Below are 13,653 nucleotides of genomic sequence, written 5' to 3'. Positions count from 1 at the left end.
AAACCTCCTGTTAATCAATTGGACGAATTACCGCTCGAACAGGACACCCGTCCGCACCTTTAATTGCTAGTGGTAAAGCTATTAGCTCATAATTGCCTGATTTTACATGGTCCAGCATTAAATTTTCCAGAATAAAAATGCCGTGCTTGTATAATGCATGGTGTGTTTCTAACTCTTTACTGTCGGCTGAATCGACAGATGGTATGTCAACACCAATTAGCTGAACACCTTTTTCATGTAAATGGGCAGCTATAGTAGGGTCTAATTCTGGCATTTTGTCTGGAAAATGCTTCGGATTGTTTGGTAAGGAAGTTCGAATTAAGACACGTGTTACGTTATCTAAGTTAAAGGATTCAAGAGTATCTTTCGTAATGGTATCAACATCACTTACATCTATTACTTTAGCCTTTCCTATATAGAGATCTAAATCTAATTTGTCGAGTGTTTTTCCATTTGAATCATAATGAAATGGTGCGTCAACATGAGTACCCATATGTAAACTGGTGGTCATTTGACCAATATTGACAGAACCAGTTTCTTCTTTTGTATAGGTTAGGGAATAAGAAAAAGGAGTATCCCCTGGAAAGTTTGCCATATCATTCGTTAATGGTTGCGAAATATCGATCCATTTAGATGGAGTCATTATGCAATCACTCCTCGCTTATTTTCGAAGTTTTTATAGCGTTCTTCCTTCATAATGGATTTAAGGATTTGTACACTATTCCATACATCTTCAAAACTGTTATATAAAGCAACTGGGGCTAAACGAATCCCATTAGGTGTTCGGAAGTCTGGAACGACACCATCCGCTTTTAGTGCTTTACATATCCGTGCAGCGTCCTGATGTTCAAGAAATAGGTGAGCCCCTCTTGTGAGTTCATCTCGTGGATTTGCAATCGTAAATTCATAGTCCATTAATTCAGCTTCGATTAGCTCCATCATATAATTTGTTAATTGTAATGACTTTTTTCGAACTCGCTCCATACCAGCCTCCTGAAACAATTCCAGTGATCCCAGTAATGGCGCAGCGCTTAAAACATGAGGGGTACCAATTTGGTAGGCACTGGCATCCGGTGCAGGTGTTAATGTGTGCGCCATGTCAAATTGTTTATCTTTAGATGAGCTGAACCAGCCTGCAAGTCCGGGCTCATTGCCGAAGTGCTGTTTATTAACGTAAAGACCCGCAACACTACCAGGACCGCCGTTTAGATGTTTATATGTGCACCAGAACGCGAAATCAACATCCCAATCAGATAAGTGGTGTGGAATAGAACCAATCGTATGGCATAAGTCAAAACCGATTAAGATTCCACGTTTATGTGCTTCTTTTGTTATGGTTTCCATGTCGAGAATTTGTCCACTTCGATAAAGTACACCTGGCAATACAATTAAGGCAACATCATCTGTCATTGCCTTAATTATATCCTTTGTTTCTAGTGTGTTTTGATCCTTACTTTTAACTTGGATAAGATGTTCTTCTGGATCTAATCCATGTAATTGTAGCTGGCTCTTTAATGCGTATATGTCAGAAGGAAAGTTTAACTCATCCGCCATAATTTTCGTCTTTTTTCCTTTGGGTTTAAAAAAGCTCGATACGAGTTGGTGCAGGTTTGTAGTAGTTGATCCGGTTACAATTACTTCCTCAGGTTTAGCACCAATTAATGAAGCTGACATACGACCAAGGTTTTCGGACAAATAAAACCAAGGATGTTCGCCCTCTGTCCAGCCTTCAATAGCGTACGCCTTCCAGGAATCCATTACGTTATGAACTGCTTGTTCAGCACGTTTGGACATAAGTCCCAACGAATTCCCGTCCAGATAGATGGAGTTATTCGAAATGAAAAATTCCTCCCTGAAATCCTTCAAATCATCTTGTTGATCGAGATTGGTTGCATGTGTTTTCTCGGTATTCATTAATATACACCTCTTAGGAAAATATAGTTATATCTATAGTAACAATGATTTACAAAAAAAATAATCTAAAACCATGTAATTTAATTAGTTAATCAAAAATAGTTATTTTGAATGATTTAACGGAAGTATTTAATAAAAGATTGAAATTCAGAAAATACTGATTTATAATTAGGTTAGATAATTGAAATGTCGTTTTACAATATGAAATAGGAGGATGAAAATGGCATTTGTTTCTAACAAGGTTAAGAACTTACCACCTTATTTGTTTTCAGAATTTCAACGGAAAAAGCGACAACTAGAGGCAAAGGGAATAGATGTTATCGATCTGGGTATCGGTGCACCTGATTTACCAACACCAGAGTTTGTCATTGACAAGATGGTTGAAGAAGCTAGAAAACCAGAAAATCATCGCTATTCAACGTATAGTGGTTGCGTAGAGTTTAAAGAAGCAGTAGCTGGTTATTACAAAACTCAGTATGACGTTGACTTGGATCCGGAAACGGAAGTCTTAGCGTTAATCGGCTCAAAGGAAGGAATTGCAAATTTAGTTCAAGCCGTAATTAACCCTGGAGATACTGTGCTATTACCAGACCCGTGCTATCCTGTATATCGTACTGCTGTGCATTTGGCTGATGGTAATGTTGTAGATTTGCCACTAGATAGCGAGAATGGTTATACACCTCGTTTTGAACGTGTAGCCAAAGAGAAACTTCAGAACGCTAAGTTAATGCTATTAAACTACCCCAGTAATCCAACATCAGCAACGGTTAATGTAAACACTTTTTTGGAAGCGATTACATTTGCAAAAAGGAATAACTTAATGCTTGCACATGACGCAGCTTATGATCTTGTAACATTTCAGGGATACAAGGCGCCAAGTGTTTTGCAAGCCCCAAATGCTAAGGATTATGCCGTTGAATTTGGGTCGATGTCAAAAAGCTTTAGTATGACTGGGTGGCGAATCGGTTATGTAGTTGGAAACAAATCGGTCATTCAGGCATTGGCTACGTTAAAAAGCAACATAGATACTTGTCAATTCCTGCCAATACAAAAAGCTGCTGCAACTGCTTTAAATAGTGATTTATCAGCAGTTGCAGTGAATAATAAAATCTATCAGGGACGTATGGAAAAAATGCATGCAGCATTACAGCAACTAGGTATTGACGCAGAAGTGCCAAAAGGGACTATATTTATATGGGCAAAAGTCCCAAAAGGCTATACTTCTCTTTCCTTCGTCAATCACTTGTTAGATGAAGCTGGGGTGATTGTAACTCCTGGAACAGCATTTGGGCCATCGGGTGAAGGGTATTTTCGAATAGCTCTGTCTGTTACTACAGAGCGTCTGGACGAAGTTGTTCAAAGAATGAAAAAGTTGAATGTAGGGGAGGTGCCTAAAACATGAAAGCTCACCCAGACAATAAGCGTGTAGTGGTCAAAACTTCAACTGCTGCACAGGCTATCGTTGAATGTATAAAAAATGAGGATATTAGACACGTTTTCTGTGTACCCGGAGAGAGCTACTTACCTGTTTTAGATGCACTTTACGATGAAGAAAGTATTCAGGTTATATCTGCTCGGCATGAAGGTGGGGCAGCTTTTATGGCAGAGGGATATGCGAAATCAGTATTAAAGCCAGGGGTCGTTTTAGCTACTCGTGGAGTTGGGGGAGCAAACCTTTCCATCGGTGTCCACACAGCCTATCAGGATTCTACACCAATGGTAGTATTTTTAGGCCAAGTTCATAGTAAATTCAGGGGCAGGGAAGGGTTTCAGGAAGTTGATTTAGACCAGTATTTTCGCCATATCGCCAAATGGACAGTAGAAGTAAGAGATCCAGAGCGAATACCAGAACTCATACAACGTGCTTTTCGAGTTGCACAAACAGGAAGACCCGGTCCTGTCGTCATCTCATTGCCGGAGGACGTATTACCACTTGAAGCAGAAATGGTCTATGGCCCTGTTATAACAAAACCAAAACCATCTCCCTCAATAGGAGAAATAACAGAAGTGGAAAGGATTCTTGAAAAAGCGAATAGCCCTTTAATTGTTGCTGGTGGAGGTATTAAATCTGCACAAGCTGAGGATATGCTCGTAGCGTTTGCAGAAAAATACAGCATTCCAGTAATAGCCGCTTTTAGGCGACATGACGTTTTTCCACATGATCATTCGTTATATCTCGGTCATTTGGGACTTGGAACAAACCTAAAAATCTTACAAACGGTGGAGGAAGCGGATGTAATTCTTGCTATAGGTACTAGACTATCAGAGGTGACGACACAAGATTACCGTATGATTACTCCTGATAAAAAGTTGATTCATATGGATATTGATTTTGAAACAATTGGGAAAGTATTCCCCCCTGACGTTGGAATTGTCGCCGATTCCTATGAAGCATTAGCAGCTTTATCTACCATAAAAGTTTCCAGTCCTTGGCGTAACTGGGTAAAAGAGCGCCGTCAAGCATATGAGGATGCGAGCAATTTGCATGTTACAGATGAAGATGTACTGAATAAACATATTATTTCCATTATGGAAGCGAAACTGCCAAAGGACACTTTACTGACAAATGATGCTGGCAATTTTGCTGGTTGGCTCCATTCCTTTTATCCATTTACGAAGAAACACACGTATGTTGGGCCTACCTCAGGGGCGATGGGTTACGGGATGCCAGCAGCACTTGGTGCAAAGCTTGCCTTTCCGGATAAAACAGTAGTCTCTTTATCAGGGGACGGCGGTTTTATGATGACGATTCAAGAGCTAGAAACTGCTGTAAGATACCAAATTGGGGTAATATGTCTTGTTTTTAATAATAAGATGTATGGTACCATCCGTATGCATCAGGAAATGCACTATCCAAAGAGGGTAGTGGGTACTGACTTAGGAAGTGTCTCTTTCGTTGATATAGCAAACAGTATAGGAGCTGATAGTTATTTAGTAACAAACCGTACTGAATTCACGCATGCAATTGATCAGGCTTTAGCAAATGAGCATCCTACAGTAATTGAAATCATCACAGATAAAGAGCAAATTTCTGTTTCATCAACGATCAGCCAAATACGTGAGCGATCGTTTAAATCATAATACTATTTAGGAGGTAATTTGTATGACACAAACATTATTGGAAGTAAAGAAGCTTTCAAACTTCATTGGCGGAGAATGGGTGGAATCAGACTCATCCAAAGCCGTGATAAATCCAGCAACAGGGGAAACGGTAGTTGAAGTTCCACTATCAAATGCCAAAACGGTAGATCAAGCAGTAGATATTGCAAAAAAGGCACAAAAAGAATGGGCATTGGAACCTGCTCCAATGCGTGCTGAAGTATTATATCGGGTTGGGTACATTATGAAAGAACGTAAGGAAAGACTTTCACAATTACTAACGATGGAAAATGGTAAAGTGATAGAAGAGGCTCGTGGTGAAGTACAGGAAGGTATCGATATGGCCTTTTATATGGCTGGTGAGGGGCGTCGCTTGTTTGGAAATACCACTCCAGCAGAATTAAAAGATAAATTTGCGATGAGTGTACGTTCTCCAGTTGGGGTTGTTGGGATCATTACACCATGGAATTTCCCAATTGCAATTGCGACGTGGAAATCATTCCCAGCAATTGTTGCCGGAAATGCTGTTGTCTGGAAACCAGCCACTGAAACTCCAATTATGGCATATGAACTAGCGAAAATTTTTGAAGAAGCTGGACTGCCAAAAGGAGTAATGAATGTTGTATTTGGTGCAGGTTCAGCGGTTGGTGATGCGATGGTTAATCATGATGACATTCGTGTTATTTCTTTTACAGGTTCAAACGATACCGGACGAAGCATTGCCAGTAAATGCGGTGAACAGCTGAAAAAAGTCTCGCTCGAAATGGGCGGGAAAAACGCCGTCATTGTAATGGAAGATGCGGATTTGAATCTGGCGGTTGAAGGAATACTTTGGAGTGCTTTCGGAACAAGTGGTCAGCGTTGTACAGCTTGTAGTAGAGTTATTGTTCATGAAGATGTTAAAGAAGATTTAGAAAACCGGTTATTAGCAGAGATGAAAAAACTGACAATCGGAAATGGATTGGATGAGTCTATTAAAGTCGGTCCTATTATCAATCAGGCTGGAATGGATAAGATTAAGAGTTATATAGAAATTGGAAAAGGTGAAGGAGCTAAACTACTTGCAGGTGGCTATGAAATGAATGAAGGGCCGCATAAAAATGGGAGGTATTTTGCACCAACTTTATTCACCGATGCAACAGCAGATATGCGAATTGCACAGGAAGAAATTTTTGGGCCAGTTGTTTCATTAGTGCCTGTGAAAAGCTTTGAAGAAGCTATTGAGGTAAACAATGGCGTGACATATGGGTTATCAAGTTCTATTTTTACAAGTGATGTGAATCGTGTCTTTAAAGCACAGCGTGATCTTGATACAGGTATTGTTTATGTAAACGCTGGAACGACAGGTGCTGAAATTCATCTGCCATTTGGTGGGACGAAAGGTACAGGTAATGGTCATCGTGATTCAGGGGTGCAAGCGTTAGATGTCTTTACCGAATGGAAGGCAGTATATGTTGATTTCAGTGGTAAACTGCAACGTGCCCAAATTGACAACTAATGTAGATAGATATCATACATTGTAAAAATTTAATAAAGGGAGTGAAGAGGATATGAAGATAGGAGTTCTGGGTTCTGGGTTGATGGGGAAAGAGGCTGCACGTGATTTAGCAGCTAGTGATAAAGTAACTGCAGTAGGGTTAGCTGACATTGATATAGAGCGTGCGCAACAAGTTTGTGATCAATTGAATTCACAGAAATTAAAAGCGTATCGGGTCAATGCTAGTGATCAGCAAGACCTAGCAACTTATATGCGGCAATTTGACGTGATTATTAATGCGTTATTTTATTCCTTTAATGAAGTTGTAGCCAAAACAGCTATTGAGGTAGGTGTTAATTCAGTAGATTTAGGCGGTCATATTGGACACATGACAGATAAAGTGTTAGCGATGAAAGATGATGCTGAAGCAGCAGGTGTTACGTTAATACCTGACTTGGGAGTTGCACCAGGAATGATTAATATTTTATCAGGTCATGGTGCGAGCAAATTAGATAAACTAGAGGAAATAATATTGTATGTCGGTGGAATTCCAGTAAAACCAGAGCCACCATTTGAATATAATCACGTGTTTTCGATGGAAGGCGTTCTAGATCATTACACAGATCCATCCCTTATTATTCGAGATGGGATTAAACAAGAAATTCCATCCCTAACAGAAGTAGAGCGAATTCATTTTGAACGATTTGGTCCATTAGAGGCTTTTCATACGTCTGGTGGAACGTCTACATTATCACTGTCCTATCCCAATCTGAAAACACTACAGTATAAAACAATACGCTATCCGGGTCATGCTGAAAAATTTAAATTACTTGTCGACCTAAATTTAACACGTATGGATTATGAAGTGGAAGTTGAGGGACAAAAGATTAATCCACGTAAAGTTTTATTAGAAGTTCTGGATCCTATTGTTGATTTAAAAGATAAAGATGATGCTGTCTTATTACGGGTAAAAGTTTCGGGTGAAAAAGATGGAAAACTAACAACATACGAATATGAGATGACAACTTATAAGGATAGAGAAACCAATGTCACGGCAATGGCTCGAGCAACTGCAAATTCCATTTCGGTTGTTGCGCAAATGATTGGAGATGGAAGTATTCACAAACGTGGTGTCTATCCGCCAGAGAAAATTGTTCCTGGAGAAATTTATATGAAGGAAATGAAAAAGCGTGGCGTCATAATACTGGAATCGGAAAGCGTTGAGAAAGTCCATGTAAATAGTTAGAAATTCAATTGGCATTCCCTCTACTATTAAGTCAGTAGAGGGAGATTTTCTACCATTCGAAGCAACAAGGAGTTAACTAATATGAACCAAAGTGTAATTAAAGCATTAAAATTACTAGATTTATTTACAGAAGATACGCATGAATTAACATTAAAAGAAATCTCTGATCTGGCAAATTTACCAAAGCCAACTGTATACCGCTTGTTATCTGCACTGGAATCGTGTAATTTTTTATATAAAACAAAGGAAAGTGAACATGATAGCCGGTATCGGTTAGGACTTAAGTTGTTAGAACTGGGTCATATTGTATCGAATAAGTTAGAATTAAGAGGGATTGCATTGCCATATATGGAAGATCTCGCAAAAGATATAAACGAGGTGATTCACCTGGTAATTGTAAATCAAAATGAGGCAACTTATATCGAAAAAGTGGATAGTACAAGAGCATTACGTTTATACACAAGAATTGGGAAGAGCTCACCACTATATATCGGTTCAGGACCAAAGATGTTACTGGCTACATTGCCTAAGAAAAGACAATTTGAAATATTAGATGATACGGAACTATTTAAATTTAACGATCCGTTGCCAATTAATAAGGAAGAATTAATCCGCGAGTTGGAAGGGATTCGCCAAAGTGGATACGCATATAGTATTGGGGAACAGGACGCAGATACAACCGGAATCTCTTATCCAATCTATAACCATCAAAATCAGGTGATAGCCGCCCTGGCAGTGAGCGGTCTATCCAGTCATTTTGAAGGAGAGAATCTAACGCTATTAAAGGATAAAGCAAAACAAACTGCACGTACGATTTCAGGTGAGTTAGGGTATCGTGGAAGTAATATATGATTTACATAGCTGAGGAGGTTAATCTATTATGAACACCGTTTTTATTGCAGGGCATGCACGTCTTCCTTCTGGGATGGCAGCAAAAAGTATGTATGAAACATTGACCATAACGGCAGAAATTGATAAAAAGTATGGTGTCATCGTAACCGCAAATTGTACACTTGCAACTTTGCACTCGCAGGAGTTTGTACAACAATTATTAAGAGGGTATAGTTTGCAGGATGGTATAGAAGAGCCTGCTGAAGAAGTTAAATCACACTATTTAGGGAAAGCAGGAAATGCATTAGCATCAGCTCTAAATGATTTATATAAACAATATGAGTTATATATGGATAACACAACGATCAACAAGTAGCAATCCCCACCCAAAAAGAGGTGGGGATTGCTTTATTGGATATCGTATTATAAAATTTGAAGCCTGTGGTTAATTTATTAACTGTTTAAGCCATCTCCAAATACAGCCTTTTCCTAAATTCCCATAGAAACAAACTTCATTTCTAAAAATTCATCCATTCCGTGATGCCCGCCTTCTTTACCGACACCTGATTGTTTAATGCCACCAAAAGGAGCTTCAGCTACAGCTGGAAAAACATCATTCACACCAACAATACCATATTCCAGTTTTTCAGATACCCGAATTGCGCGACTTGTAGTTTCTGTAAAAATATATGAGGCTAAACCGTAATCTGTGTTATTCGCTTTCTTAATTACTGTCTCATCATCGGTGAAGGTTTGAATAGGTATAAGCGGCCCAAATGTTTCTTCATTCATGACGACCATATCGTCGGTGATATTTGAAAGTACAGTAGGATTATAAAAATGGCCATTCAGTTCTCCATCCCATTTGTTTCCGCCAGAAATGATTTTCGCACCCTTCGTAAGAGCATCCTCTAAATGAGCATGGACTTTGTCAGACGCTTGTTGGTTAATGAGTGGACCAAGGTCAATACCTTCATCCAAACCATAGCCGATTTTAAGCTGTTCTACTTTTTCTTTTAGTTTAGCAGTAAATTCCTCAGCTACCGATTCATGAACATAAAGTCTATTCGCACAAATACAGGTTTGGCCGTTATTTCTAAATTTACTTCCGAGTGCCATCGTTGCTGCTTTATCCAAGTCAGCATCATCAAACACAATGATAGGAGCATGACCACCAAGTTCAAGTGATACCTTTTTCACGTGGTCTGCACTTTCACGCATTAAATGTTTTCCAACCTCAGTTGACCCTGTAAACGTTATTAACCGTACAGATTTATTTGTTAACATGGCATTACCAATTGCCGGAGCATCACCAGTTACCAAATTAACAACACCCTTAGGCATCCCAGCACGCTCAAATATCTTTACAATTTCAATTGCTGAAAGTGGTGTTTCTGGTGCTGGTTTTAACACGATTGTACATCCTGCTGCCAATGCAGGACCGATTTTCCTGGTGATCATGGATGCCGGGAAGTTCCAAGGTGTAATTGCACCTACAACACCTACAGGCTGTGGAATAACAAGCATCCTTTTTGATTTGATGGATGAAGGGATCCATTCCCCATAGGCTCTGCTAGCTTCTTCGGCGTACCATAATAAAAAGTTTGCTGCTCCTTTTACTTCACCTATTGCTTCTTTAAGCGGTTTTCCTTGCTCGGTTGTTAAAATTTCACCTAGTCGATCGGCGTCCTCTAACATCAGTTGATGAGCTTTATATAATATGTGTGAACGCTCACGTCCTGTCATCTCGCCCCATGTTATAAAAGCCTGTGAAGCAGCTTGAATAGCTTTTTCTGTTTCCTCTCGGCCACCATAAGCAACATCCGTGATAGCGTCAAGTGTAGCAGGGTTATAAACAGTTTCTGTTTGGTTTGGATCGATCGCTAACCATTCGCCATTAATAAAAATACTTTTCGTATACTTATCAAACATAATTTAGCCCTCCTCTTTTAATCATTATAACGCCCCAGTTAAATAAATAATAGAATACCAGTTCATTATGGTTAGTTTTCCCCCCAAGCAGGCAGCATCTTATTTAGCTGCTTATCTTTTCTGTAACCTAATACATATTCAGCCTGCATCACGGTATGAATTTCACGTGTTCCTTCATAAATAACAGGCGCTTTGGAATTACGTAAATAGCGCTCTACTGGATATTCATCCGAATACCCATAGGCACCATGAACTTGAACAGCATCATCAGCTGCTTTATTAGCAAAATCACATGCCTGCCACTTGGCTAACGAGGTTTCTCTCGTATTTCGCTTGCCTTTATTTTTCAATTCCCCAGCACGGTACACGAGTAAACGGCTCATTTGTAAGCCAGCTTCCATATTTGCGATCATTTGCTGGACAAGTTGGTGTTTTCCTATTTCTTTTCCAAACGTCTCGCGTTCGTGACAGTAGCTGACACTAGCTTCTAAACATGCCATAATTTGACCGACTGCGCCTGCTGCAACAGTGAAACGGCCATTATCCAATGCAGCCATCGCAATTTTAAAGCCTTCACCTTCTTCGCCTAAGAGGTTTTCTTTTGGCACTTTTACATCTTCAAAAAATATCTCACCTGTGTTACCAGCACGAATTCCTAATTTTCCTTTGGTAGCTTTTGATGAAAAGCCTTCCCATGTACGTTCTACAATAAATGCTGATATACCTTTATGTTTTTTTGATCTGTCAGTTGTATAAGCAAACACTAAAAAGTGATCAGCCGAATCACATAAGGAAATCCAGGTTTTTTGACCATTAAGTATATAATAATCTCCATCTTTAACTGCGTTTGATTGTAATGCAGATACATCAGAACCTGCAGCGGGCTCTGTTAATCCGAATGCTCCTACCTTTTCACCTGTTGCCTGAGGGGTTAAATATTTCTGTTTCTGTTCTTCTGTACCCCACTGGAGCAATGTCATGCTGTTTAAACCGGTATGAACAGATACAGCGGTACGAAACGCAGTGTCTCCCCGTTCTAATTCTTCACAAACGATGGCTAAAGAATTATAGTCCATCCCGCTGCCACCATATTCTTCAGGGATACATACCCCCATTAATCCAAGTTTTGCAAGCTTTGACATAATGGACGGATCGAATTTTCCTGCACGATCCCATTCAGCAATATGTGGCATAATCTCTCTATCTACAAAACTTCTAACAGTACTGCGTAACATCTCTTGTTCTTTTGAAAAATCAAAGTTCATCTCATCAGCTCCTAAATTAGTTATTTGTTTTGGTGATTCCTAATTGTGTGAGGATATCATTATTATGTTCCCCAGCATCAGGCGGGTGACTGTTTAATACAACGGGTGTTCGTGATAGTTTTAGCGGACTACCAATCATTTTTATTAAACCTGCTGTTGGATGCTCAGTATCAATAAACATGTTTCTTGCATGTAGTTGCGGGTCGTTTGCTACTTCATCAATACGATGGATAGGCCCACAGGGAATATTATTTTGATAGCATAACTCATGCCAATATGCAGTTGGTTTGGTTAGAAAAACTTCTTTTAATAAAGGGACTAATTCTTTTCGATGTTCTACACGGTCAGGATTCGTCTGAAATCGTTCGTCAACCGCATAATGGTCCTTTTCCAAAACGCGACACAACGCTTTAAACTGATGATCATTCCCAACGGCAATTACCATTTCGCCATCCAATGTTTGAAATGTTTGGTAGGGGACGATATTAGCGTGCTCATTTCCCAGTGCAGTTGGAACTTTTCCAGCCATTAAGTAATTACTGCCAATATTTATGAGTGCACTGACAGCTGAATCATATAGTGAGATATCAAGTTTCTGGCCTTTTCCTGAACGAACACGCTCAAGTAATGCGCTTTGAATACCAATGCATGCATACATTCCTGTCAAAATGTCGGTAATAGCAACACCAACTTTTTGTGGTCCTGATTTTTCGTCACCAGTAATGCTCATTAAACCACTCATCGCTTGGATGATAAAATCATAGCCTGGCATGTCTTTATAGGGTCCTGTTTCACCAAATCCGGTGATGGAACAGTAGACAAGTTCCGGATTTATCGCTGCAAGTGTGTCGTAATCCAGGCCAAACCGTTTCATCGTACCTGATTTAAAGTTATTAATGATCACATCACTTTTGCGGACAAGCTTTTTGATCACCTCTATTCCTTCTTCCGATTTTAGATCGACGGTAATACTTTTTTTATTACGATTCGCACTTAAGTAATAGGCACTCACACCATTTTGAAATGGAGGTCCCCACTTCCGCGTTTCATCACTTCCGCCAGGTGCTTCCACTTTAATGACTTCTGCACCAAGGTCACCCATGATCATCGTACAATATGGACCTGCAAGTACACGTGATAAGTCAAGAACCCGGATATTTTCAAGAGCTCCAGACACGTCAACACTCCTTTCTAGAATCAAATTAAAATAAGCCACTTCAAAATGATTACAGTACTTCGCTGTAACACAGATTGAACTGGCTTTTTACCTGTTGGAACAGAACTGGAATGGAACTGTAAACAGATTGGGCAGTTGTTTTAGTTTTTAATGAAACAAAGATCATGTGTGGCGAACGTTGAAACGTTTCTACATGATTCATTATATATCATTCTATTGTATTCTGAAAAGTTTGTAAACATTAAATGAAAATTTTCTTAGGAATTGGCTGTTGAAAAGGATGAACTTACTACGGTAGATAAATCGATGCATGCTGAAATGTCATTTGACAACTGTTTAATTTGATTGTCATTGTTGACTAAGGTCATAACCTCTTCATAGTGTGATTTGTTTCGAAATACAGATTGGCCGAAAAAAATGGTTTCGTGATTCTCTATACTAATCAAATCAAGTAATCCTAAACCACCATGTTTAACTTGTAGATTATCTGCACGGTAAACCCTGTCTTCTAATGCCCCATTAGCTAAATAAATCTCACTTACCTTTTCATTTATCTCTAGAAATAGTTGTTCCTGATCCCTTTTTACCTGGTATAAATAAATAACTGTATACATCCCTTCACCTCACTAATCCTTCTCTCATAAATTCCATAGTAAAGATGAAAATCCTGCAAAAATTTTAGAAAACTTGGCTTATCGTAAAAGGGATTCTT

General features: G+C 39.3%; 12 protein-coding genes. 6 read left to right on the top strand and 6 right to left on the bottom strand.

Going from position 1 to position 13,653, the window contains the following annotated elements; all coding sequences use genetic code 11:
* Positions 1-10: 10 nt before the first annotated feature.
* Together kynB and kynU are read right to left on the bottom strand one after the other, a co-directional pair.
* A complete protein-coding gene (gene kynB, locus ACFQ3N_RS16535) occupies positions 11-643 on the bottom strand; it encodes an arylformamidase (RefSeq protein WP_390363638.1) in 633 nt (210 codons plus the stop codon).
* Entirely contained in the window at positions 643-1,914 is a 1,272-nt protein-coding gene (gene kynU / locus ACFQ3N_RS16530) for a kynureninase (RefSeq protein ID WP_390363637.1), read from the bottom strand. Before kynU ends, kynB begins: the two co-directional genes overlap by 1 nt.
* A 220-nt stretch (positions 1,915-2,134) precedes the next feature.
* Between kynU and ACFQ3N_RS16525 the strand changes: the two genes are divergently transcribed.
* The 6 genes from ACFQ3N_RS16525 to ACFQ3N_RS16500 all read left to right on the top strand — a co-directional run bounded on the left by ACFQ3N_RS16525 (position 2,135) and on the right by ACFQ3N_RS16500 (position 8,943).
* The gene (locus tag ACFQ3N_RS16525; RefSeq protein WP_390363636.1) at positions 2,135-3,316 is read left to right on the top strand and encodes an LL-diaminopimelate aminotransferase; all 1,182 of its coding nucleotides are present in this window, start codon (positions 2,135-2,137) and stop codon (positions 3,314-3,316) included.
* Positions 3,313-4,995 (top strand): thiamine pyrophosphate-binding protein, encoded by a 1,683-nt coding sequence (locus ACFQ3N_RS16520; RefSeq protein ID WP_390363635.1) that lies wholly within the window; start codon positions 3,313-3,315, stop codon positions 4,993-4,995. The genes ACFQ3N_RS16525 and ACFQ3N_RS16520 overlap by 4 nt, the downstream gene beginning before the upstream one ends.
* Positions 4,996-5,017: 22 nt before the next feature.
* Complete coding sequence (locus ACFQ3N_RS16515; RefSeq protein ID WP_390363634.1) at positions 5,018-6,511, top strand: aldehyde dehydrogenase family protein; 1,494 nt, start codon at positions 5,018-5,020, stop codon at positions 6,509-6,511.
* Between the two features lie 52 nt (positions 6,512-6,563).
* Positions 6,564-7,736 (top strand): saccharopine dehydrogenase family protein, encoded by a 1,173-nt coding sequence (locus tag ACFQ3N_RS16510; protein ID WP_390363633.1) that lies wholly within the window; start codon positions 6,564-6,566, stop codon positions 7,734-7,736.
* An 81-nt stretch (positions 7,737-7,817) separates the two neighbouring features.
* The gene (locus tag ACFQ3N_RS16505; protein WP_390363632.1) at positions 7,818-8,588 is read left to right on the top strand and encodes an IclR family transcriptional regulator; all 771 of its coding nucleotides are present in this window, start codon (positions 7,818-7,820) and stop codon (positions 8,586-8,588) included.
* 28 nt (positions 8,589-8,616) lie between these two features.
* Positions 8,617-8,943, top strand: coding sequence for a DUF3870 domain-containing protein (locus tag ACFQ3N_RS16500; protein WP_390363631.1), 327 nt, complete (start codon positions 8,617-8,619; stop codon positions 8,941-8,943).
* A gap of 113 nt (positions 8,944-9,056) precedes the next feature.
* Here the strand turns inward: ACFQ3N_RS16500 and ACFQ3N_RS16495 are convergent, their stop codons facing one another.
* The 4 genes from ACFQ3N_RS16495 to ACFQ3N_RS16480 all read right to left on the bottom strand — a co-directional run bounded on the left by ACFQ3N_RS16495 (position 9,057) and on the right by ACFQ3N_RS16480 (position 13,555).
* Entirely contained in the window at positions 9,057-10,499 is a 1,443-nt protein-coding gene (locus tag ACFQ3N_RS16495) for an NAD-dependent succinate-semialdehyde dehydrogenase (protein ID WP_390363630.1), read from the bottom strand.
* Positions 10,500-10,570: 71 nt separating this feature from the next.
* The gene (locus tag ACFQ3N_RS16490; protein ID WP_390363629.1) at positions 10,571-11,764 is read right to left on the bottom strand and encodes an acyl-CoA dehydrogenase family protein; all 1,194 of its coding nucleotides are present in this window, start codon (positions 11,762-11,764) and stop codon (positions 10,571-10,573) included.
* Positions 11,765-11,780: 16 nt separating this feature from the next.
* Positions 11,781-12,941: a CaiB/BaiF CoA transferase family protein gene (locus ACFQ3N_RS16485; RefSeq protein ID WP_390363628.1), complete on the bottom strand. Its 1,161-nt coding sequence runs from the start codon at positions 12,939-12,941 to the stop codon at positions 11,781-11,783.
* Positions 12,942-13,198: 257 nt separating this feature from the next.
* Positions 13,199-13,555 carry a DUF1428 family protein gene (locus ACFQ3N_RS16480; protein ID WP_390363627.1) on the bottom strand — a complete coding sequence of 119 codons (357 nt, stop codon included), beginning with the start codon at positions 13,553-13,555 and terminating at the stop codon, positions 13,199-13,201.
* Positions 13,556-13,653 lie beyond the last annotated feature (98 nt).

This window comes from Virgibacillus byunsanensis, from assembly GCF_042675965.1.
GTDB classification, from domain to species: Bacteria; Bacillota; Bacilli; order Bacillales; family Amphibacillaceae; genus Virgibacillus_R; species Virgibacillus_R byunsanensis.
This window is presented reverse-complemented; position numbering and strand designations above follow the sequence as displayed.

What these genes read in the sequence shown, in the direction of transcription:
- ACFQ3N_RS16490 (WP_390363629.1), bottom strand. Translation starts at nt 11,764, where the DNA reads ATGAACTTTGATTTTTCAAAAGAACAAGAGATGTTACGCAGTACTGTT.
- ACFQ3N_RS16480 (WP_390363627.1), bottom strand. Translation starts at nt 13,555, where the DNA reads ATGTATACAGTTATTTATTTATACCAGGTAAAAAGGGATCAGGAACAA.
- ACFQ3N_RS16525 (WP_390363636.1), top strand. Translation starts at nt 2,135, where the DNA reads ATGGCATTTGTTTCTAACAAGGTTAAGAACTTACCACCTTATTTGTTT.
- ACFQ3N_RS16510 (WP_390363633.1), top strand. Translation starts at nt 6,564, where the DNA reads ATGAAGATAGGAGTTCTGGGTTCTGGGTTGATGGGGAAAGAGGCTGCA.
- ACFQ3N_RS16515 (WP_390363634.1), top strand. Translation starts at nt 5,018, where the DNA reads ATGACACAAACATTATTGGAAGTAAAGAAGCTTTCAAACTTCATTGGC.
- ACFQ3N_RS16500 (WP_390363631.1), top strand. Translation starts at nt 8,617, where the DNA reads ATGAACACCGTTTTTATTGCAGGGCATGCACGTCTTCCTTCTGGGATG.
- ACFQ3N_RS16505 (WP_390363632.1), top strand. Translation starts at nt 7,818, where the DNA reads ATGAACCAAAGTGTAATTAAAGCATTAAAATTACTAGATTTATTTACA.
- kynU (WP_390363637.1), bottom strand. Translation starts at nt 1,914, where the DNA reads ATGAATACCGAGAAAACACATGCAACCAATCTCGATCAACAAGATGAT.
- kynB (WP_390363638.1), bottom strand. Translation starts at nt 643, where the DNA reads ATGACTCCATCTAAATGGATCGATATTTCGCAACCATTAACGAATGAT.
- ACFQ3N_RS16520 (WP_390363635.1), top strand. Translation starts at nt 3,313, where the DNA reads ATGAAAGCTCACCCAGACAATAAGCGTGTAGTGGTCAAAACTTCAACT.
- ACFQ3N_RS16495 (WP_390363630.1), bottom strand. Translation starts at nt 10,499, where the DNA reads ATGTTTGATAAGTATACGAAAAGTATTTTTATTAATGGCGAATGGTTA.